Raw genomic sequence first — 22,067 nt, 5'->3', positions numbered from 1 at the left:
GGACGAGCGGGTGACCGAGAAGCCGTTTGCGATCGCACTCACTTGAGGCGGCTGGCGCAGATCACGGCATTATCGGCGGAACCGCCCGCCAGACGAGTAAAGCAATTCCTCGAACTCCACTCATTCCGCCAGAGGTATACGAAACGCCGCTTCCTCATATCCGCGTAAACTTTCGGAAGTTCTTGCTATTTCAAATGTCTTGAAGCTACGGTTCTCCACCAAGCGTGGGAGCGCTCCTCCCTGACGAACAAGCAGCGATCCTGCTTTCTTTATCGGGTGTTCACGCTCACCGTTTCGATTTCCCTCACCTAAACCCCCACTCTCGCTTTCTTACCTTTTTCCAGTAGACCAGCTCGCCCCCCAGACCATTTGAGGGACCGATGAAAAGTGACACCTACCTGCCCGCTCCACCCCCGCCTCGTGTGCAGAACGAGTGTCCGAACCTCGACCTCACCGCCGTGCGGCACCGGGTCGACCGGAGACTGGAAGAGTTCCTGGACGCCAAGGCCGAGGCGGCGCACGCACGGCATCTGCCTCCCGAAGTCACCTCACTGCTGCGGGACTTCGTCCTCAACGGCGGCAAGCGCGTACGACCGCTGCTGTGCGCGGTCGGCTGGTGCGCGGCGGGCGGGGACCCGCAGCCGCCGGAGTACGTGATCCAGGCCGCGGCGTCTCTGGAGATGTTCCACGCGTTCGCGCTGATCCACGACGACGTGATGGACGGCGCCCTCCTGCGGCGCGGGACGCCGACCGTGCACCGCGCCCTGGCCGCCACGTACTCCCACCTCCGCGACCCCGACCGGTTCGGGGAACACTCCGCGATCCTGCTCGGCGACCTCGCCCACGCATGGTCCGACGAACTCCTGCACAGCGCGGGAATACCGGATGGCCGTGCGGCTGCCGTACGGACGGTCACGAACGCCATGCGCTCGGAAGTGATGTTCGGCCAGTACCTCGACCTCCTGGCGACCGGTCCGCCGCAGGACGACGCCGACGCCGCGCTGCGGATCGTCCGCTACAAGACCGCCCGCTACACCGTCGAGCGACCGCTGCACCTCGGCGCGGCCCTCGCCGGGGCGGAGCCCGACCTGCTGACATCGTTGTCCGCCTACGCGCTCCCGATCGGGGAGGCGTTCCAGCTGCGCGACGACGTCCTGGGCACCTTCGGCGATCCCCGCGAGACCGGCAAGCCGTGTCTGGACGATCTGCGGGACGGCAAGGGCACCTTGCTGGTGGCACTTGCCATGCAGCACGCCGACGAGGAACAGCGGCGCACCCTGCGCGCGCTGATCGGCAGTCCCGGCCTCGGTGAGGAGGACGCCGAACGGATTCGGCACCTCCTGTGCGTCACCGGCGCCCGGGCGGCGGTCGAACAGCTCATCGGCGTCCGCCGGGAACAGGCACAACAGGCGCTCGACCAGGCGAATCTCACGCCCGCCGCGACCGCCGCTCTCCAAGAGATCGCCCTGACCAGCACTGTGAGGACCTCATGACCACCGTCTCCGCTCCCCCGTCCACCGTCCCGAACGCACCCGGTGGGCTCCCGCTCCTGGGCCACATCCCCAACATGGCGCAGGACCCGCTGACTTTCTTCCGGGGACTCCAGCAGATCGGCCCCGTGGTCCGCATCCGCTTCGCCAACCAGCCCGCCTACGTCGTCACCAGTCCCGAACTCGTACGCCGGCTGCACACCACCGAACAGGACCTCTTCGACAAGGGCGGCCCCCTCTTCGACCGGGTCCGCCCGTACGTCGGCAACGGACTCGCCAGCTGCCCCGCCCACGATCACGCCCGGCAGCGGCCGGCGATGCAGCCGGCGTTCCAGCGCAGCCGCATCGAGCGGTACGCGGAGGTCATGACGGACTCCGCCGACGAGGTCACCGGGTCGTGGCGGCCGGGACAGGTCCTGGACCTCTACAAGGAGATGCACCGCCTCACCACCCTGGTCATCGGCCGTACGCTGATCTCCGCCGACCAGGCGGACCCCGCCGCCCGGCACATCGCACAGGCGGTCCCCGACATCATGCGGGGCGTCTACTGGCGGATGATCGTGCCCGGCCGGTTCTTCGCCGCGCTGCCGATCCCCGTCAACCGCCGCTACGAGGAAGTCACCGCGCACACCCGGAAAGTCGTCGACAAGGTCGTCGACCACTACCGGGCCGACGGCACCGACCACGGCGACCTCATGTCGATGGTGGTCGCCGCCTGCGAGCAGGAGCCCGACCCACACGCCGCCGTCTACGACCAGGTCGTCACCTTCCTGACTGCCGGCCTGGAGTCGGTGGCCTCCTCGCTGACGCACACCGTCCGTCTGCTCCACCGCCACCCGCAGATCCTCGCGCGGCTGCGCGCGGAGCTCCAGGAAGCGCTGGGCGGCGGCCCCGACGGGGAACCCCGGCTGCCGGGGTACGGCGATCTGCCCAAGCTGCGCTTCACCCAGCACGTCATCACCGAGGGCCTGCGCATGTACCCGCCCGCCTGGCTCGTCAGCCGCGTCACCACCGAGGACGTCCCCTGGGACGAGGGACACATACCCGCCGACGCCGGAGTCTTCTTCAGCCCCTACGCGCTGCACCGGGACCCCTCGGTCTTCTCCGACCCCGACACGTTCGACCCCGACCGCTGGAGCCCCGACCGCGTCACCAACGTCCAGCGCCAGGGCTACTTCAGCCTGGGCGCCGGCCGCCGCAAGTGCATCGGCGACGTCTTCGGCACCGTCGAGGCGACCATCGCGCTGGCCACCCTGCTCAGCCGCTGGCGCCTCTTCCACCCGCCGGGCTCCGCCGACGCCAGACCCACCGTCACCGCGCTCCTGCTTCCCCCGCGCACCCTCGTGCGGGTCGAGAGGAACCGCTGATGACCACGGCCGCCCCCCTCACCCGCGAGAACCGGCCCGACGCCTGGAACGCCGAGCGCTGCGGACTGGTCTGCGGCCCCGCCGCGCTCGCGCTCCTCGACCGCGTGCACACCGTCGACGACGGCCCGGCGGCACCGGACGGCGCGACGACGTACCTGGTCGGCGAACCCGCCTACGTGCCCTACGGGACCGCGACGATGCCCTCCCCCGACAGCGGGCTGCGGATGGCGCGGCGGATCATGCGGACGGTGTACGAGCCGGAGCTGATCCGTGCCGTCGAGGCGAGTCCGCTGGCCGACATAGCGCGCCGCACCACGGCGGTGCAGGCCGCCGCTCTGTGGCGCGCCGACGCGACTCCCGCCGCGCGGGGCCTGGCCCGGCTGGCGGAGGTCTCGCCCGCCAAGGGGGGCGAGACACGGGAGCTGTGGAAGGAGTACCTACGGCGCGTCCCGGCCGCCACGGACCCCATCATGGCCATGCGCGACCTGTGGGGCAGCGTCTACGCCTGGCAGTTCATCCGCGGTGACGACGCGCGGCTGCACGACCTGTGCGCCTCGATGATGTCGCTGACCTCGGCCGTGGACTTCTGCGACGCCTTCGACGACTCCGGCGCGGGCGGCCACGACCTGTACATGGCCGCCGCCGGCGAGGGGCTCGTCCACCTGTCGGGCCCCGCGGCGACGCTCGCGGTCCGGGAGGTGGTCGCGGTCGGCGGACTCATGGTGGTGAAGGACGCGATGGCCGCCGAGTCCTACGACGGCGTCGTACCGCGTCCGGTGACGCCCGACGAATACATGGGTGCGCGTTCCTGGGACGGTGCGATAGCCCCGTACTACCGTCTGATGCTCAGCAGCGGTCACTACCGTCAGGTCGGGGACGCCCGGGGGGAGTTCGCCTCCGCCGCGGCCTGCGACAACGTCCAGCGGGCCATCGACAACATCATGCGGTACAACGACGTCACGGACGCGGTGGCGGACTGCGCGCACCACGAGAGCTTCAACCAGCTCCTCCTGGCGCTGGCGGTCCGTGGTCCGAGCGCCGTCACCGGCTACGGCGCCGCCCTGGCCGAGGTCACGGACACCGTCCTGGAATGCCCCTGCGGACAGCCGGGTCACGACGAAGCCGCCGAACTGTCCATGGGTGCCTGCCTGTGGTACCTGCTGACCCCCCGTTACCAGGTGAGACGTCAACTGGCCGCGTACACCGGCGCGGTCCCCGACCTGGCGTCCGCCTACGCCGCCCCGCAGCGCACCGGCTGGACACTGCGTCCCGGACACGACCTCTACGGCTCCGGCTGGGAGCCGCTCTGGGAGCCGGTGTCCCCCCTCCCGGCCGAGGACCGGGCCCGGCGCATCGCGCGCAGGAGCCTGGCGGACGGCACCGACCCGGCCCTCCGCACGGCTGCCGCCGAGGTCCTCTCCCTCTGCGACGGCGCCGAGGACGAGGGTGAGCTCCTCGCTCTCGGCGACGGCTGGCGGCGGGTGTTCGACACCGCTGTCGCCGGTGCCCCGGCCGCTGGCGCGGACCACACCGTCGTCCTGCGCGACCTCGTCGCCCGGTTCTGGTGCCAGGTCGTCGTCGGTCAGGAGGGTGCGCCCGGTGTGGACGCGCGGCTGCTCATGGACGTCGACGAGGCGGTCCGCGCCACCTTCCGGCTCCCCGCTGCCGAGGGACTGCGGCTGCGCCGCGCGTTCTTCGGCGTGCTGAGCGGGGCCGCCGAACTCTCCGGCCGCAACCCCTTCGCCCGCCTCACCGACGGACTGGCCGCCGTCTGCCGGTGACCGAAGCACACCGGCCCGCCGAGGCGGAGCACCGATGGCGGCGGCATCCACCGGGTGCCGCCGCCGGGACACGGTCTTAGGGGGTGATAGGGGGACGCTCCGACCGGACGGTCCGGCTAGCCTCCGGTCAGAGATCTGGTGGGCGGACGACCGACTTCGGCGAAGGAGCAGGCGGACGATGGATCGATCTACCGACGAATCGCCGCTGTGGCTCCGGTGTTTCACGGCCGCTCCCGAGGCCCCGGTCCAACTGGTCTGCCTCCCCCACGCCGGCGGTTCGGCCGGCTCCTATCTCTCCCTGTCGGCCGCTCTGGCTCCGGAGGTGGAGGTGCTGGCGGTGCAGTACCCGGGCCGGCAGGACCGGCGGGCCGAGAGGTGTGCCGACAGCATCGCGGAACTGACCGACCGGCTCGTCCGGGTGCTCGTCGCCCGGGAGGACGACCGGCCGATGGCGCTGTTCGGCCACAGCATGGGCGCCGTCCTCGCCTTCGAGATCGCGCGGCGGCTGGAGGAGTCGGGCGGGGCGCGGGCCCCGGTCGCCCTCCTCGTCTCCGGACGCCGGGCGCCGCATCTCAGGGGCGAGGACGGCGACCTCCGTGACGACGAGGGCATTCTGCGCAACGTCCGCCTGCTGGACGCCGCCACGGCCACGGCACTCGACGATCCGGATCTCCGCGAGTTGGTGATGCCGGCTCTGCGCGGCGACTACCGGGCGACGGAGACGCACGTGCACGTGCCCGGACCGCCCCTGCGCTGCCCGGTCGTGGCGCTGACCGGCGACGCCGATCCCGTGGCCCCGGTGGCGGACGTCGCGCGGTGGCGCCCGTACACGCGAGGGCCGTTCGCCCTGCACGTCTTCGACGGCGGCCACTTCTACCTCACCGCCCGGTCCGGGGAGGTGGGTTCCGTCATCCACGACCACCTGGTCCACGCGGCCCGCCAGAGCTGCGGACGGGCCGCAGGTCCGCGTCCGTAGACACTCCGGCGGGCTGAACGCGCCGCTACCGGTGGGGAATTCCGAGATCTTCCCGGCGGCTGATCCCCAGTTTCCGGTAGATCCGGGTCAGATGCTGCTCCACGGTGCTGGGCGTCACGAAGAGCCTTGCCGAGATCTCCCGGTTCGTGTGGCCCTGGGCGGCCAGCAGGGCGACGCGCCGCTCGGCGAGGCTCAGCTTCGACCAGTCGGGCCGGCTCTCGGCGGGCGCGTCGACGGTGATGAGCCGCTGGAGTCCGCCCGCCTCGCAGCTCCCCGCGATGCGCTGGGCCCGTTTCATCGCCGTACGGGCGAGGCGCGGCTGCGCGGCCTCCTGGTGGGTGTGCGCGAGATCGGCCAGGGTGTAGGCGAGCTGGAGGTGGTTCCCGTGCCGCTCCAACTGGTCGGCCGCGTCGTCGAGGCCACGGACGCGGTCGGCCGGTTCACAGGTCAGGGCGAGCAGGCGCAGTGCCGTCCCGCGGACACCCGATTCCCCGTCGGGGAGGAGAGCCAGTTGCTCCCCGAGGAGGTGCCGGGCCCCCTGGACGTCGCCCGTCCTCAGGTACGTCTCCGCGATGTCGCAGCGCCAGGGCAGGAGCATCGGCAGTTCGCACCCCGACAGCGCGCAGGCGTCCCGGCACGCCTCGAAGTCGGACAGCGCGGCGGGCAGCCGGCCGGTCGCCAGGTGGTGCCGGCCCCGGGCACGCGTGTACAGCAGCCCGCTCGTCCCGCGCAGCGCGGCGGGATGGAGCGGCAGGGCGAGTACGTCCGCCGCCTCCTCGTGCCGGCCCATCTCCGTCAGGACCTCCACCAGGGCGGCACCCAGCAGCCCCGTCAGCGACCCCCAGGTGTCCCACGGCTTGTGTCCCAACGCGGCCCGGAGCTGCCCGTGGGCGTCGGCGAGGTCGCCCGCCGCCGTCGCGCACCTCGCCCGGAACAGGCACAGCAGGGCTCGCCACAGCGGGGAGGGGGAGTCCTCGAACGCCTCGGAGATCCCGGCGCACGACGTCCCGGCCAGGGGCAGGGCGTTCACCGTGGCGAGCGCCCACCAGGCCGCGAGAAAGGGCTCCAGCCCGGACGCCTCGTCGCGGACGCCTTCGAGAATCCGCTCCGCCGCGAGAACGGCACCGGGCCTGTCTCCCGTCTCCAGCAGCCCAGGGATCTTGTAGAGGGCGCTCCGCAGCGAGGGCTGCTGATAGGTCGCCAGGCGTTCGGCCGCCTCGGTGGAGGGGCCGGGGCCGATGAGGTCCGCGAGATGCCGCAGGTGCGGAGCCGGCCCCTGCCACAAGGCGTACAGCGTCTCGGCGAGCAGCATTTCGCGATGGGCGCCTGGCTCGGGGGTCCTTTCCCGCAGCGCGCACAGCAGTTCGTCGGCCTCGTCGGGGAAACCGTGCACGGTCGTCACACGCACGAGGAACGCGAGGTCCGCCGACCGGAGAACGCCCCGCCGTGCGGCGGCGACCGTCGACGGCACGAGGGAAGCCGCCAGGGACGGGTTCTCCAGCCAGGTGGCGCGCAGCAGGAGCATCTCCACCGCCGCGCACTCGGCCGGGTCCAGGGAGGTCCGGGCGAGTCCCAGTACCGTCTCGGCGACATCGGTGTCACCGGTCTCCAGCGAGCGCCGGACGAGCCGCAGCACCAGCGGGGGGTGCCATGGTCCGCCGAGCCGGCCGGCGGCCGTCAGGTGGTGCGCCACGGCATCCGGGGGAAGGCCGTCATCGAACAGGACGTGTGCGGCCTCCAGGTGCATCCCGGCCCGGTCGACGAATCCGTGGTCGTCGAGGAGCGCCGCGCCTATCTGCCCCCGCAGGTGCGCGCCGTGCATCATCCCGAGGTCCTCAAGCATCCGCAGGACACGGTCCGCCGCCACGGAGTCCCCGTGCAGCAGCCGGGTCAGCCTCCGCGGCGAGCAGTGCCGGCCGAGAACGGCCGCCGCCCGCGCGCCGCGCCGCAGCACGGGTACGCCGCTGTCGTCGACGATGCCGCGAACGGCGTCCTGGAAGTCGGCTCCGGCGTCCTCGGCGTCGCCCCGGTCCGTGGTGCCGAAACGTCTCTCCAGGAGAATTCGGGACAACAGGACGTTGCCGCCGCCGACTTCGTGGACACGGGCCGCGATCCGCCTCGCCGTCGCACCGGTGGGGTCGTGGGCCGGGGTGCTCTCCACGATCCACTCGGCGAGCCGCTCCCGGGTGAGCGGACCCAGCCGGATCACCTGTGTGTGGGGCAGCCACATCACGTCCGTGCCGAGATCACGCGGGCCGGCCGGGGGTCCTCCTCCCGTCGTCCGTTCGGCCAGCGCGAGCCGTACGGACGTCCCTCTCAGGTGCCGTGCGGCGAACCGCAGGAAGTCCTGCGACGCCGGGTCGGCGTGGTGGACGTCGTCGACGACCAGGAGAAGCGGACGTCTCGCGGTCACGCGGAGAAAGTGGCGGAACAGCTCGTCGTGGCCGGTCGGCTCCCGTGATTCCCGGTTCCGTGCGGGCTCCGCCGGACGAAAGGGCGGTGCCTCGCCGGACTCGGCCAGCCGGTTCAGCAGTTGCCGCAGGACGCCGAAGGCGAAGGCGCGCTCGCTGGGCCAGCCGGTCGCCCGCAGGACCAGGGCCCCCGACTCGGCGGCCGAGTCACCGATCGTCCCGAGGAGCACGGTCTTGCCGGAGCACTTCGCTCCTCGGACGAGCAGAATCCCGCTCTCCCCCCGCCACTCTGCGGCACCGGGAGCCGTCACGGAGGGGGAGCATGTCTTCTCGACGGCCGGTGTCACTGCGGGGTGTTCCTCTCGCGAAGAGGGGTGTGCGGCGGGGAAGGCCGGCGGACCGTCCCCTGGTTCCGCGGAAGGCGCCGAAACGTTTCGGTGGCGGCGCGCCCTCGGACGAGAGCCGCCGCTCCCCGCCGCCGGACGAACACGGGGCCGGCCTCACCGCCGACGAGCCGCGCCGTGGCCGGCGTCCCGGGCGGTTCGTCCTCCGCCGCCTCGGACACGGCGTGCGCGCCCGATGCGAGGCGGCCGGGTGCGGCCCGAACGGCTGAAGACGGCGGCACCCCTCCCCCGGCCGGGCCCTCCCGCCACGCCGGTCGCCATAACCCGGGGTCCGACCGGACCCGCCGTGGGCGAGGACATCGCGGGAGAAGGCGTCCCAGGAGAGGGCGTCGCCGCCCCGTCCCGGGAGAGGGCGTCGCCGCCTCGACCATGTCCGGGGGGGGGATCACCGGGCTCCCCGGGACGCCCGGGTGGCCCGGTTCGCCGTGGCCTCCTCAGGCGTTCTCCCGCACCGGGGTGTCGAGCGCCCGGTGGAGGTACTCGGCCTGGTCCCGGGGGACAGGGTGGTCGAACACGAACGTGGCGGGCAGGCGCAGCCCGGTGAGTGTGCTCAGCCGGTTGCGCAGTTCGATCGCGGTCAGGGAGTCGAGGCCGGACTCGATCAGGCTGCGGTCCGGGGACAGCGCGTCGGCGTCCTCGTGGCCGAGCAGTTCGGCGGCGGCGGCGCGGACCTCCGTCAGCAGCCGTTCGGCCCGCTCGGCGGGGTCCAGGTCGCGCAGGCGCACGACAGGGGTGGCGGCGGCCGGCGTGGCGGGCACCAGACCGCGCAGCAGCGCGGGCGCCCCACGGGTGCGGAGCCTGGCGAAGTCGAACCTGGCGAGGGTGAGTGCCGCGTCCTCCTGCCGCAGCGCCTCGTCGAACAGGGCGAGCGCGAAGTCGGTGGGCAGGGGCAGGGTGCCGTCGGCGGAGGCGCCGGACCGGCCGGGCTCGCGCAGCACCTCGGTCATGGCGGAGGTCTCCTCCCAGCCGCTCCACACCAGGGACTTCGCGGGCAGCCCGGCGGCCTTGCGGCGCTCGGCGAGGGCGTCCAGGAAGGCGTTGGCGGCGGCGTAGTTCCCCTGCCCCGCGCTGCCGAACACCCCGGCGACCGAGGAGTACATGACGAAGGCGGCCAGCTCTGTGTCCTGGGTCAGTTCGTGGAGGTTCAGCGCGCCGTCGGCCTTGGGGCGCAGCACTTCGTCCACCTGGTCGGCGGTCAGCCCCGTCACCACGCCGTCCGCGAGCACCCCGGCCGCGTGCACGACCGCGACCAGCGGGTACGCGGCGGGCACCAGGGCGAGGGCGGCGGCGAGGTCGTCCCGGTCGGCGACGTCGCAGGCGGCGACGGCGACTTCCGCGCCCAGCTCTTGCAGCTCCGTGACGAGCGGGCCGGCGTTCCGCGCGCCGCTGCGGCTGGTGAGCAGGAGGCTGCGGACGCCGTACCCGGTCACCAGGTGCCGTGCGAGGAGCGACCCGAGCGTGCCCGTGCCGCCGGTGATCAGTACGGTGCCGTCGGCGAGGGACGGCCGGGCGTGCCGCGTCGGGGTGGTACGCGCCAGTTCCGGTGTCTGGAGCCGGCCCGCGCTGATCCGGACGTACGGCTGCCCGGCGGCCACCGCGTCGGCCAGCCGTGCGGCGGAACGCGGATCGTCGTCCGTCTCGACCTGCACGAACCGTCCGGGGTGCTCGGACTGCGCCGACCTCACCAGGCCACGCGCGGCGGCGTGCGCCAGGTCGTCGCTGCGGGTGAGCACGACGAGCGGGACGTCGGCCGGGCGGGTGGCCGCCAGCCAGTGCTGGAGGTGCGCCAGGGTGTCCAGCGTCGCCGCCCTGACGTCCTCGGGCGCCGGGGTGCAGATCACCGCCTCGGCGTCGGCCGGATCGACCAGGTCGGCCGTCACTCCGAGGTGGTCGGTGCCCAGCAGCGCCCATTTCGGTGCGGGCGCCCCTGTCGGGCCGGGGAGTTCGGTCCACCGCGTCCGGTACACCGCGTCCGTCGGCACCGCGCCGGCCAGGTCGCTCAGCGCCACCTCGCGGGTCGCGAGGATCGCCCGGAAGAGCGGTTCGCCCTCGCCGGTGGTGACGGTCACGGCGGACTCGTCCCGGCCGACGGGGGTGACGTGGGCGTACGCGTGGGTGGCGTGGCCGTCGCCGGTCCACACGTCGTGCCACGCGAACGGCAGCGCGACGTGGCCGTCCGGCTGCGGTTCGGCCAGGACGCGGGTGTGCAGGGCGGCGTCGACGAGCACGGGGTGCAGTCCGGTGCCGGTGAACCCGCCGGGTGCCTCCTCGGGCAGCCGCAGTTCGGCGAAGAGTTCCTCGCCCCGCCGCCACAGCCTGTGCACGGCCCTGAACGCCGGACCGAACTCGTAGCCGCGCTCGGCCGGCGAGGCGTAGTCGACCTCGATCTCCTCGGCGTCCGCCGGGACCGCCTCCCCGGCGAACGGCTCCGCGTGCGGGTCGTCCATCGTGCCCCGCGCGTGCCTGCGCCACGGGCTGCCGGGCTGCTGCGGCCTGCTGAACACCTGCACCGTGCGCAGCTTGGGATCGGCCACGACCTGGAGGTCCACCGCGCCCTGCCGGGGCAGCACCAGGGGCGCCTCGATGACCAGCTCACCGACTCCGGTGCCGCCGGCGCCGTGCGCGGCGCGCAGCGCGAGGTCGAGCAGCGCGGTGCCGGGCAGGATGCGGGTCCCGTCGACCGCGTGGTCGGCCAGCCATGGCTGCTCGGCCGGGGAGACCCGGCTGGTGGCGACGTACTCCCCGCTGCCGGCGGACTCGACCAGCGGGCCGAGGAGCGGGTGGCCCGGACGCGTCGTGGGCGAGGGGGCCGCCGTGAGCCAGAACCGGCGCCGCCGGAACGGGGTGGTCGGCAGGGGCACCGGCCGCCCGGAGCCGGTGCCGAGGCGCACGCCGTCCGTCCCGCGCGTGTGCAGCAGGGCGGCGGACATCAGGAACCGGGCGAGGCCGCCGTCGTCCCGGCGCAGGGTGCCGGTGACGGCTCCGGTGGTGCCGCTCTCCTCCAGTGTCTGCTCGATGCCGGAGGTCAGCACCGGGTGCGCGCTGGACTCGACGAAGACCCGGAAGCCCTGGCCGACGAGGTGCTCGACGGCCGGCTGGAACAGCACGGGCTGCCGGAGGTTGCGGTACCAATACGCGCCGGTCAGCGTGGAGCCGTCCACCCAGTCGAGGTCCACGGTGGAGTACATCGGCACCGAGGGCGCGGTGCTGCGGACCTCGCCCAGCCTGGTGACCAGCCTGTCCTGGAGCGCCTCCATCAGGGGGCTGTGCGAGGCGTACCCGATGCGGACGCGGCGGGCGTGGAGGCCGTCGAGGACGGCCTCGGTGAGCAGCCCCTTGAGCGCCAGGTCGTCACCGGCGACCGTGGTGGAGGACGGGCCGTTCAGCCCGGCGACCCAGAGGCGGTCGGGCCAGCGCTCCAGCAGCCAGTCCAGGTGGGCGCGCGGCGCGGTCACCGACACCATGCCGGTGCCGTCGCCGAGTTCGGCGATGACCTGGCCGCGTATCGCGACGACGCGGGCGGCCTCGTCGAGGGTCAGCGCGCCCGCGACGTACGCGGCGGCGACCTCGCCCACGGAGTGGCCGAGCACGGCGTCCGGTTCGACGCCCCGGGAGCGCCACAGCGCAGCCAGCGACACGGTCACCGCGAACAGCGCGGGCTGGACGACGTCCACCCGTTCGAGGCGTTCGGCGTCGCCGGCCAGTACTTCGGTGAGCGACCAGTCCACGTGGGGTGCGAGTGCCCGTTCGCAGGCGCGGACCGATTCGGCGAACACCGGCTCGTCCATCAGCCCGGCGGCCATGCCCGCCCACTGCGTGCCGTGTCCCGGGAAGACGAACAGCGTCTTCCCGTCCGTGTCGGCCTCCCCGGTGACGACGTTGCGCGCGGGTTTCCCCTCGGCGACGGCCCGTACCCCGGCGAGGAGTTCCTCGCGGTCGCCGCCGACGACGACGGCGCGGTGGGCGAAGCCGGCGCGGGAGACCGCTAGCGAGTGGGCGAGGTCCACCGGTGCTTCGTCCCCGGCCACGGCGAGCAGCCGGCCCGCCCAGTCCCGCAGCCGCTCGGGGGTCTTGCCGGACAGCGTCCAGGCGACGACGGGCGGTTCGGCGGCGGGCGCCGGTGCGGGGTGGAGCGGTGGCGCCTCCAGGATCAGGTGCGCGTTGGTGCCGCTGATCCCGAAGGAGGAGACGGCGGCGCGCGGCGGCCGGTCGTGGTCGGGCCACGGCCTGCTCTCGGTGAGCAGCCGGACGTCCCCCGCCGCCCAGTCGACGTGCGGGGACGGCTCGTCGACGTGCAGGGTCTTCGGCAGGGTGCGGTGCCGCATGGCCTGGACGACCTTGATGACGCCGCCGACCCCGGCGGCGGCCTGGGTGTGCCCGATGTTCGACTTCAGCGAGCCCAGCCAGAGCGGGGTGTCGCGGCCCTGCCCGTAGGCGGCCAGCACAGCGCCGGCCTCGATCGGGTCGCCGAGCCGGGTGCCGGTGCCGTGGGCCTCGACCACGTCCACGTCGGACGCGGTGAGGCCGGCGTCCCGCAGGGCGAGCCGGATCACCTGCTGCTGCGCTGTGCCGCTCGGCGCCGTCAGGCCGTTGGACGCGCCGTCCTGGTTCACCGCGGAGCCCCGGATCACGGCCAGCACCGGGTGCCCGGCGCGGCGGGCGCTGGAGAGGCGTTCCAGTACGACCATCCCGGCGCCCTCGGCCCAGCCGGTGCCGTCGGCCGCGGCGGCGAACGCCTTGCAGCGCCCGTCCGGGGCGAGTCCGCGCTGCCTGCTGAACTCGACGAACCGCTGCGGTGTCGCCATGACGGTGACACCGCCAGCGAGCGCGAGTTCGGACTCGCCCCGGCGGATCGACTGCACCGCGAGGTCGATGGCGACCAGGGAGGAGGAGCAGCCGGTGTCGATGGTGAGCGCGGGACCGCGCAGCCCCAGTACGTAGGCGACCCGGCCGGAGGCGACGCTCCCGGCGGTGGCCGTGCCGACGTAGCCCTCCACTTCGCGCGGCACCCGGTCGCTGTCGGTGACGTAGTCCTGGTCCAGCATCCCGGCGTAGATCCCGACGCGCTTGCCGCGCAGGGACGTCGGGTCGATGCCCGCGTGTTCCAGGGCTTCCCAGGAGGTCTCCAGGAGCAGCCGGTGCTGGGGGTCCGTCGCCAGCGCCTCGCGCGGCGATATCCCGAAGAACTCCGGGTCGAAGTCGGCCGCGTCCTTGAGGAAGCCGCCCCACCGGGTGTGGGAGGTGCCGCTGCGGTCGGGGTCGGGGGCGAACAGCCGGTCGAGGTCCCAGCCCCGGTCGGCGGGGAACTCGGAGGCGGCGTCGACCCCGTCGGCCACCAGCCGCCACAGTTCGTCGGGGGACGTGACTCCGCCGGGGTAGCGGCAGCCGATGCCCACGAGCACGACGGGATCGTCGGTAGCGGAGGCCGGGCCGGCGGCCGTGGTCCGTTCCCCGGGATCGGGCTCGGGCTCGGGTGCGTCGGTGAGCCGGCGTTGCACGTACCCGGCGAGCGCCCGCACCGAGGGCTGGTCGAAGGCGAGCGTCGTGGGCAGGCTCAGCCCCGTGACGGCGGCGATCCGGTCGCGCAGCCGGACGGCTCCCATCGAGGTGAGCCCGTACTCGCGCAGTGCCCGGTCCGGTTCGACGGCGGCGGTGTCGCCGATCACCTCGGCGACCTCGGCCGAGACGAGGTCGAGGAGCCTGCGGCCGAGGTCGGCTCCGGTGAGCCCGGACAGGTCGGCCCTGGCGGGCAGTCGCTCCGACGCGGTGGGCTGTGCCGTTCGCGTGGTCGCGGCCAGTGTGTCGCCCGGCCGGCTGAGCGCGACGTCCACGGCGTTGCGGATGCGGTGGGGGGACAGCCCTTCTTCCAGGACCAGCGTGGTGAGGGCGGCGCCGTCGGCCGCGATCGTCACGGTGGAGCCGGTGACGGTGATCGTGACGCCGTCCTCCGGGGCGTCCGCATCCGCCCGCCGGGCCTCGTGACCGGCCACGAGGTGGTGGGCGATCAGGTCGGCGAGTTCTCCGGTGTCTCCCGTCAGGACGACGTCGCGGCCGGCGACCGGACTGGCCGCGGGCAGTTCACCGCCCGCGAGTGCGGCCTGCGTCTCGCCGTCGGCTCCGGCGAGACGCAGGCCGTGGTGGGGGCCCGCGACCGCGAGCAGCCGGCCGGGGAGCTGGGCCAGCGGCTCACGGGCGACCTTGCCCGTGGCCGTCCTCGGCAGGGCGGACACGGTGCGGATCTCCACCGGTACCTTGAAGTAGGCGAGTTCCCGGCGGCACCGGGCGAACAGCTCGGCGCAGTCCACGCCGTCGGGGCCGGGCACCACCACCGCCACCGGGACCTCGCCGAGTTCGGTGTCCGCCGCTCCCGTCACCGCCGCGTCCCGGACGCCGGGTACCTGGGCGAGCACGGCCTCGATCTCGCTGGGGTGGACGTTCTCCCCGCCCCGGATGATCACGTCGTTGGAGCGGCCGGTGATCCAGAGGTAGCCGGCGTCGTTGCGGCGGGCGAGGTCGCCGGTGCGGTACCAGCCGTCGCGGAGCACGGCGGCGGTGGCCTCCGGCTGGTTGTGGTAGCCCAGCATCACGTTCGGGCCGCTGACCCAGATCTCGCCGACCTCCCCGGTCGGCACCTCGTCGCCGGTCCGCGGGTCGACGACGCGCAGGTCCAGTCCCGGCAGCGGCAGTCCGCAGGAGCCGGGCACCCGTTCCCCGCCGGGCCGCATGGTGGCGATCGGCCCGCTCATCTCGGAGCAGCCGTAGTTGTCGGTGAGCTGGATGCCGAAGGCGGCCTCGAACCGTTCGGCGAACTCCGCCGAGGTGACCGCGCCCGCGATGAAGCACACGCGCAGCGTCGACAGGGTGAGCCCTTCGGCCTCGGCGGCCTGCACCAGGTTGTGGTAGACCGTCGGCACGCCGACCAGGAAGGTGTAGGGCCGGGAGCGCAGTTCCTGGAGCACCTCGGCCGGGGAGAAGCCCGCGACCAGATGCACCGAGGCACCGGCCGCGGTGACACCCATCACGCACAGGTTGTAGGCGAAGGCGTGGAACAGCGGCAGCGGCCACAGCAGCGTGTCCTGCGGCGACAGTCCGATGATCGGGACGTAGCAGGTCGCGGCGTTCCACAGCACGGCGCGCAGCGCGACCAGCACGCCCTTGGGGCGGCCCGTGGTCCCGGAGGTGTAGAGCAGGTAGGCGGGTTCGTCGAGACCGAGGTCGTCACGGGCCGGGACGGCGGGCTCGCGCGTGGCCAGGTCCTCGTACGACGCCTCGTGCGGGTGGTCGCCCACGACCACGAGGAGCCGCAGGCCGGGCGGGAGGGCCGCGCGGGCCTGTTCGGCGTGCTCGGTGTCGGTGATCACCGCCTGCGCGTCGCTGTCGGCGAACAGGTGGCGCAGTTCCGCGTCGGAGGAGTGCGGGTTGACGGGCACGCCGACGCAGCCGGCGCGGTGGATGCCGAGGTAGCTCTCCACCATCTCCACGCGGTTGCCCAGCAGGATCGCCACCCGCGCGCCCCGGGGCAGGCCGAGTGCGACGAGGTTGCCGCCGAGGCGTGCCGTGCGCCGCTCCAGTTCCGCGTGGGTCACGGCCCGCCGCTCGTCGGAGTACGCGACCTTGGTTCCGCGCGACTCGGCGTGGGTGCGCAGCAGTTCGTGCAGCGGGCGGATCAGTTCGGCGCGGTGGGGCGCGGACATCTTTGCCTCTTCTCTCGACGTGGCCATGGCCGGGATCTCGGGCTTCAGCTGCTCATCACGCCGCGCGAGGGAGGGGGCGCATGCCCCGGGTGGAGATCATCATCGGGGAGGACACCATGTAGGCGGGGTCGGTGGTCGCCGTGAACCACGCGTCCAGTTCCTCGTCCGTGATCACACCCGTGTCGGTCATCTGGTCCCTGAGGAGCCGGTAGGAGGCCCGCCACAGCTCCGTGCCGGCCGAGTCGGCGCCGCAGCCGACGACGTAGCCCGCGGCTGCGACGCCGGCCAGCCCGGCATCCCGCAGCGCCGCGTACTGGCGCCTCCCCCAGTCGGGGTCGAAGCCGCCCTTGCGCAGGGCCTCCGTCCCGGCCCGCAGCACCTTGTCGACCAGCGTCGCCGTGTCCGGGGCGGGGCTGCCGAGGACCGCGGTGTACTCCATGTCGCAGTCCTCCAGCAGCAGCCAGCCGCCGGGGCGCAGCGCCCGCACCAGTTTGGCGATCACCTGCTCCCGCTCACGCAGGTGGTTGAGCACGAGCCGGGCGTGGATCAGGTCGAAGGTGTCGGCCTCCAGTTCGTCGGAGACGACGTCGTGCCGGCGGACGCGCAGATTGCCGCTCTCGATGCCTTTCAGGAAGCGGATGTCGAGGTCGGTGACCACCACCTCGCCGTCCGGTCCCACGCGCCGGGCGAGCCAGCGGGCGATCGAGCCGCTGCCGCCGCCCACTTCCAGGCACTTCCAGCCCTCGCTCACCCCCACGTCCGCGAGCTGGGCCTTCGTCCATCCGTCGTAGACGGCCTCGAAGCCGGTGAACCGTGCCTGTGTCTCGGGAGATTCATTCGGCAGCAGATATTCAGACTTCACAATTCACCCGTATTTCGCACACGTCGGCCGGTGGGTTTGAAAATCGAGCTGCGGGTCACGCCCGGTACTGACATCACAACGTGTAAGGAAGTGGTTCGAGAAGGCCGTGTGCCACAGGACGGCACATGGTATTTCCGTATACGCGGTCATCCCTGAGGCTCGGAGATATGACGCGGACAACGGAAGCTCTCATCCCGAAGCTCCAGGAATATGTGGCGGCGAACAGCAGCGCGCCGGACCAGGTCCTTCTCGACCTCGCGGCCGAGACCGAGAAGCTTTTCCCCGACGACAATTTCATGCAGATCGGCCCCGAGCAGGGGACGTTCATGACCCTGATCGCCCAGATCTCCGGCGCGAAACAGGTCATCGAGATCGGCAGCTTCACGGGCTACTCGGCCATCTGCCTGGCCCGGGGTCTGCGGCCCGGCGGCACGCTGCTCGCGTGCGACATCAGCGAGGAGTGGACCTCCGTCGCCGAGCGGTACTGGAAGCGTGCCGGGCTGGACGACACGATCACGCTGAAACTCGGTCCGGCCCTCGACACGCTGCGCGCGCTGCCGGCGGAGCCGCAGTTCGACCTCGCCTTCGTCGACGCCGAGAAGGAGGACTACGTCGACTACTGGGAGGAGCTGGTGCCGAGGATGCGGCCCGGTGCGCTGATCCTCGCCGACAACACCCTCCACCACGGACAGGTGGTCGACCCCGACGAGAACGCCACGAACGTGCAGGGCATCCGCGCGTACAACGCCCGTGTCAGCGCCGACGACCGGGTGGAGCAGGTGCTCATCCCGATCGGCGACGGCGTGAACCTGGCCCGCGTCAAGTAGAAGCGGCCGTGTGCCCGGAGAGCCACCGCACAGGGGCTCTCCGGGCACTTGAGGCATGAGGTGGAGGGACGGTCCCGTCCGGCCCGGACGCCGGAACTCGTGGACGCCGCCCCGGTGTCCACGACACCGCCGTACGGTCCGCTCTGCCGACCGGTGTCCGTCCGAAAGGCCGGTCTCCGCCGTCCGACGACGGCGGAGGCCGGCCACATCGCTGTCGAGCGCGCGGCGCGTGCCCATCGGCGGTCTACGGGACCGCGCAGGCGGCGAGGGCCGTTTCGAGGCGGTTCATGAGGATGAGGACGTCGGAGGGGGTGCCGACGGAGATCCGCATCCAGCCGGGCATGCCCATGTCCGAGGCGTCCCGCACATGGATGCCCTCGGCGAGCAGCTGGCGGGTCACCTCGGCGACCCGCCCGGGCAGGTGCGCCGTGACGAAGTTGGTCTGCGAGGGCAGATAGCGGATGCCGAGCCGGTCCAGGCCGCAGCACAGGGTCATGCGCGCCGTGGCGGTGTAGACCCTCGTCTGCTCCAGGAACGCCTGGTCCTCCAGCGCCGCGCGGGCCGCCGCCTGCGCCAGCCTGTTCACGTGGTACGGCATGGCGTCCTGCACGGTCTCGATGCGGGAGACGGTCTCGGCCCCGCCGATCAGCGCGCCGACGCGCAGGGAGGCGAGGCCGTACGCCTTGGAGAAGGTCCGCAGCACGCTGACGCAGCCGTTCTGCCGTGCCCACGGCAGCGCCGAGGTGAAGGACTCGTCGGCGAACTCCGCGTACGCCTCGTCGAAGACGAGGTGCGATCCGGTGGCGCGGGCGGTCTCGCACAGGCTCGTCACCTCGCCGGCGTCCAGCACGGACCCGGTGGGGTTGTGCGGATTGCAGACGAAGACGAGGGCCGCGCCCCGGTTCATCTCCTCGACGAGCGCCTCGGTGCCCACGCGGTGGTGTTCGAGGGGGATCTGTACGACACGCAGGCCCACGGCCTCCAGGCTCTTCGGGTACCCCTGGTAGGTGGCCTCGTTGACCACCGCCCGGCCGATGCCGCGCAGCGCGATGGCGAGCATCATGATGAGCTCGTCCAGGCCGTTGCCGACGGCCACCCTGCCCGGGGGGACCTGGTAGTGGGCGGTGAGGGCGTCGATCAGCGCGGTGTGCCGGGGGTCGGGGTAGCGGTGCACGCGCAGCAGCTCGGCCCGTGCCGCCTCCACCGCCTTGGGGCTCGCGCCCCAGGGGTTCTCGCTCCGGTGGAGCAGGAGCGGGGCGAGGGGGGAACCGTCGGTGACAACGTGGGGATTCGGTGTCCTGGTACGCATCAGGTCTCCTGCCGTCCGGGGGTTGGAGATTGTGTTGCGAGACTGCTGCAAGCAGACATCCTTGAAGTTTCATGCGTCACTCGCCCGTGCCACGGAGCAGCACGTGCGCGTGAGGGGGCGTCAGGCGCTGAAGTCCTTGTCGCGGGTCTCGGGCAGTGCCAGCAGGCAGCCGAGGCTGACCAGGCACAGCAGACCGGAGTAGAGGCCGAGGACGAGCGGCGACTGCCAGTGCGAGGTCAGCCAGGTCGCGACGAGCGGCGTGAACCCGCCGCCGAGGGTGAGCCCGAGGATGAAGGTCGCGGAGGCGCCGGTGTACCGCATCCGGGCCGGGAACAGCTCGGGCAGGAAGGCCGCCAGCGGCGCGAACATCAGCACCATCAGCGCCAGGCCCACGGTGAACGCCCCCGCGATCAGCACCCCGTCACGCGTCTGCAACGCCCCGAACATCGGCAGCGCCCACAGAGCCGACCCCGCCGCGCCGGCGAGCATCACCGGCCGTCTGCCGACCCGGTCGGCCAGCATCGCCACCGGCACCGTCAGCGCGACGTCGGCGACCGCGGCGACACTCGCCGCCGCCAGCATCGTCGACTGCGGAATGCCCAGTTCCGCCGGACCGTAGGAGAGGGAGTAGACGGTCGCCAGGTAGTACACCGCGGCGCCGCCGAGCGCAGCGCCCATGCCCAGCAGCAGCCGGCCGGGGTACGCCTTGACCAGGGCGCCCAGCGGAAAGCGGGGCGCCTCGTGCGCGGTGGCGGCCCGGGTCCGCTCCTCGAAGACCGGCGACTCGGAGATCCGGGAGCGCACCCACAGGCCCACCACGATCAGACCGGTGCTCAGCAGGAACGGGATGCGCCAGGCCCAGTCGGCGAAGCCGTCCTTGCCCACGAGAGCCAGCGTCGGCAGGATCACCGCGCTGGACAGCAGGAACCCGAGCGGCGGACCGGCCTGGGGCACCGACGCGTACAGTCCGCGCCGGCCGGGAGGCGCGTGCTCGGCGGCGAGCAGCACGGCTCCGCCCCACTCGCCGCCCATGCTGACGCCTTGCAGCAGGCGCAGGACGACCAGGAGCACGGGGGCGGCGATCCCGGCGGTCTCGTAGGTGGGCAGCAGGCCGACGCCGACCGTCGACACGCCCATCAGGAGCAGGGAGAGGAACAGGGCGCGTTTGCGGCCCAGCCGGTCCCCGATGCCGCCGAACAGCACCACGCCGACCGGGCGGGCGACGAACGCCGCGGCGACGGTGAGGAAGGCCGCGAGCGTCGACAGGGTGGCGTTGCCGGACGGGAAGAACGCCGGTCCGAGGACGAGGGCCGCGGCCGTGCCGTACACGGCGAAGTCGTAGTACTCGATCACCGTGCCCACGAGGCTTGCCGTGGCGACCCGGGAGGCGGTGGACTTACGGGCCGGGGCGGCGGCCCCCGGGGAGACTTCGGTGAACGGGGCGTTCCCGGCGGTCTCGGTCATGGAGCGGCTCGCTTCCGGTCGGGCCCCGAGGGGCTCGGTGGTCCAGGACACGGGTGCGGGGGCCGACGGCCGTACGCGGCGCCGGCCCTCGCCGTCAGACGCCTTCTTCCATGCTCTTCGTGGGAACCGGCACCGGCCTGGGCTCCTCCTGGGGGCGGAGGCGTTGCAGCAGCGGCCCTGTCATGAACGTGGTGACCAGCGCCATGACGACCATGGCGCTGAACATGCGGCCGTCGATCACTCCGAGCCCCAGCCCCACGTTCAGGATGACCAGTTCGGTGAGTCCCCGGGCGTTGAGCAGGACGCCGAGCGTCATCGACTCGGCCTTCGAGGCACCGGTCAGGCGTGCGGAGCCGGCGGCGCCGACGAACTTCCCCGCGCACGCCACGACGACGACGGCGAGGGTCATGATCACCCCGTGTCCGCCGAGCCCGCCGAGGTCCACCGACAGCCCTGTCACGGTGAAGAAGACCGGCAGCAGGAAGAGGCTGGTCTGCTCGATGCGCTCGGTGACCTGCGGGGCCTGCGCCTCGATGAGGCCGCGCGGCACGGCGGCGCCGAAGGCGAAGGCACCGAAGACCGCGTGCAGTCCGATCTCGTTGGTCGCCCAGGCGGACGTCAGCAGTCCGGTGACGAGGACGGTGTGGATGAGGGAGCTGCTGCCCGCCCAGGGCCGCCCCGGAGCCATCAGCCAGCGGAGCCCGGGGCGCACGGCGTACAGCAGGACGACCAGGAAGAGGCCCGACTCCATCAGCATCCGCGCCAGCGGCCACAGTCCGCTCGCGGTGGCGATGACCACGATCACGGCCAGCACGCACCAGGCGAGGACGTCCTGGATGGCGGCGCAGGCGAGCGCCATGGAGCCGATGCGGGTGCGCTGCATGCCGCCCTCGGCGATGATCCGGGCCAGCACCGGGAACGCGGTGATCGACATCGCCGCCCCGAGGAAGAGCGCCGGGGCGAGCACCCCGTCGGTGCTGAGCTGCGATTCGTCGTACCAGGGGAACAGGAGGACGCAGAGCCCCGCCCCCAGCGCGAACGGCAGCGCCACGGAGCTGAGCGAGACCAGGGTGACCCGGCGTCCGGTGCCCTTGAGGCGGGCGAAGTCCAGTTCGTAGCCGATGCCGAACATGAACAGGACCAGGCCGAGCTGTGCGAGCGCCTGGAGGACCGGCCGCGCGTCCGCCGGGAACAGCGCTCCGACGGGGTCTCCCGGCAGGAGGCCCAGCAGGCTCGGTCCGAGGGCGAGACCGGCGACGATCTCTCCCATCACCGTGGGCTGCCGGACGCGCCTGGCCAGCCGGGCGAAGAGGTAGGCCGCGGCGAGGATCACGGCGAGTCCCGCGAGCACGTCGCCGGTCAGGGCGTCTCCGGCACCGGCGGCGATCGAGAAGTGGTCCAAGGTGATCAGCTCTCCCCATTGAGAAGACGCGATTGAGAAGGCGCGGTTGAGAAGGCACATCGGTGGTCACGGCGGAGGTG

The 22,067-nt window shown here is 72.8% G+C and carries 11 protein-coding genes; 5 read left to right on the top strand and 6 right to left on the bottom strand.

The window, feature by feature from the left end; translation table 11 throughout:
• The first annotated feature begins 380 nt into the window (after positions 1 to 380).
• From ABZX85_RS27220 to ABZX85_RS27205, 4 genes are all read left to right on the top strand, one after another.
• On the top strand, positions 381 to 1,493 hold the full coding sequence (locus ABZX85_RS27220) for a polyprenyl synthetase family protein (RefSeq protein ID WP_355873698.1): 1,113 nt from the start codon (positions 381 to 383) through the stop codon (positions 1,491 to 1,493).
• Positions 1,490 to 2,857: a cytochrome P450 gene (locus ABZX85_RS27215; protein WP_355873695.1), complete on the top strand. Its 1,368-nt coding sequence runs from the start codon at positions 1,490 to 1,492 to the stop codon at positions 2,855 to 2,857. The genes ABZX85_RS27220 and ABZX85_RS27215 overlap by 4 nt, the downstream gene beginning before the upstream one ends.
• The gene (locus ABZX85_RS27210; RefSeq protein WP_355873693.1) at positions 2,857 to 4,638 is read left to right on the top strand and encodes a hypothetical protein; all 1,782 of its coding nucleotides are present in this window, start codon (positions 2,857 to 2,859) and stop codon (positions 4,636 to 4,638) included. Before ABZX85_RS27215 ends, ABZX85_RS27210 begins: the two co-directional genes overlap by 1 nt.
• A gap of 178 nt (positions 4,639 to 4,816) precedes the next feature.
• Positions 4,817 to 5,614, top strand: coding sequence for an alpha/beta fold hydrolase (locus tag ABZX85_RS27205; protein WP_355873691.1), 798 nt, complete (start codon positions 4,817 to 4,819; stop codon positions 5,612 to 5,614).
• 25 nt (positions 5,615 to 5,639) lie between these two features.
• Here the strand turns inward: ABZX85_RS27205 and ABZX85_RS27200 are convergent, their stop codons facing one another.
• The 3 genes from ABZX85_RS27200 to ABZX85_RS27190 form a co-directional block, all read right to left on the bottom strand.
• Entirely contained in the window at positions 5,640 to 8,336 is a 2,697-nt protein-coding gene (locus tag ABZX85_RS27200; protein WP_355873688.1) for an AAA family ATPase, read from the bottom strand.
• 527 nt (positions 8,337 to 8,863) lie between these two features.
• Positions 8,864 to 16,123, bottom strand: a complete 7,260-nt coding sequence (locus ABZX85_RS27195) for a type I polyketide synthase (protein ID WP_355873685.1) — start codon at positions 16,121 to 16,123, stop codon at positions 8,864 to 8,866.
• A gap of 55 nt (positions 16,124 to 16,178) precedes the next feature.
• Entirely contained in the window at positions 16,179 to 16,985 is an 807-nt protein-coding gene (locus ABZX85_RS27190) for a methyltransferase (RefSeq protein ID WP_355873682.1), read from the bottom strand.
• 167 nt (positions 16,986 to 17,152) lie between these two features.
• Between ABZX85_RS27190 and ABZX85_RS27185 the strand changes: the two genes are divergently transcribed.
• On the top strand, positions 17,153 to 17,812 hold the full coding sequence (locus ABZX85_RS27185; protein ID WP_355873679.1) for an O-methyltransferase: 660 nt from the start codon (positions 17,153 to 17,155) through the stop codon (positions 17,810 to 17,812).
• A gap of 244 nt (positions 17,813 to 18,056) precedes the next feature.
• On the opposite strand, the gene ABZX85_RS27180 is transcribed toward ABZX85_RS27185, so the two are convergent.
• The 3 genes from ABZX85_RS27180 to ABZX85_RS27170 all read right to left on the bottom strand — a co-directional run bounded on the left by ABZX85_RS27180 (position 18,057) and on the right by ABZX85_RS27170 (position 21,987).
• Complete coding sequence (locus ABZX85_RS27180) at positions 18,057 to 19,121, bottom strand: histidinol-phosphate transaminase (protein ID WP_355873677.1); 1,065 nt, start codon at positions 19,119 to 19,121, stop codon at positions 18,057 to 18,059.
• 120 nt (positions 19,122 to 19,241) lie between these two features.
• A complete protein-coding gene (locus tag ABZX85_RS27175; protein ID WP_355873674.1) occupies positions 19,242 to 20,585 on the bottom strand; it encodes an MFS transporter in 1,344 nt (447 codons plus the stop codon).
• Between the two features lie 94 nt (positions 20,586 to 20,679).
• Positions 20,680 to 21,987, bottom strand: coding sequence for a cation:proton antiporter (locus ABZX85_RS27170; protein ID WP_355873671.1), 1,308 nt, complete (start codon positions 21,985 to 21,987; stop codon positions 20,680 to 20,682).
• Positions 21,988 to 22,067: the final 80 nt, after the last annotated feature.

Source organism: Streptomyces sp. NPDC004539, assembly GCF_040610055.1.
Classification (GTDB): Bacteria; Actinomycetota; Actinomycetes; order Streptomycetales; family Streptomycetaceae; genus Streptomyces.
Note: the sequence above shows the minus strand (reverse complement) of the source record. Positions and strands in the feature narration are given on the sequence as shown.

Excerpts from the sequence above, each read along its gene's own strand:
- ABZX85_RS27185 (WP_355873679.1), top strand. The coding sequence starts at position 17,153 with ATGACGCGGACAACGGAAGCTCTCATCCCGAAGCTCCAGGAATATGTG.
- ABZX85_RS27175 (WP_355873674.1), bottom strand. The coding sequence starts at position 20,585 with ATGACCGAGACCGCCGGGAACGCCCCGTTCACCGAAGTCTCCCCGGGG.
- ABZX85_RS27215 (WP_355873695.1), top strand. The coding sequence starts at position 1,490 with ATGACCACCGTCTCCGCTCCCCCGTCCACCGTCCCGAACGCACCCGGT.
- ABZX85_RS27210 (WP_355873693.1), top strand. The coding sequence starts at position 2,857 with ATGACCACGGCCGCCCCCCTCACCCGCGAGAACCGGCCCGACGCCTGG.
- ABZX85_RS27220 (WP_355873698.1), top strand. The coding sequence starts at position 381 with ATGAAAAGTGACACCTACCTGCCCGCTCCACCCCCGCCTCGTGTGCAG.
- ABZX85_RS27180 (WP_355873677.1), bottom strand. The coding sequence starts at position 19,121 with ATGCGTACCAGGACACCGAATCCCCACGTTGTCACCGACGGTTCCCCC.
- ABZX85_RS27195 (WP_355873685.1), bottom strand. The coding sequence starts at position 16,123 with ATGTCCGCGCCCCACCGCGCCGAACTGATCCGCCCGCTGCACGAACTG.
- ABZX85_RS27205 (WP_355873691.1), top strand. The coding sequence starts at position 4,817 with ATGGATCGATCTACCGACGAATCGCCGCTGTGGCTCCGGTGTTTCACG.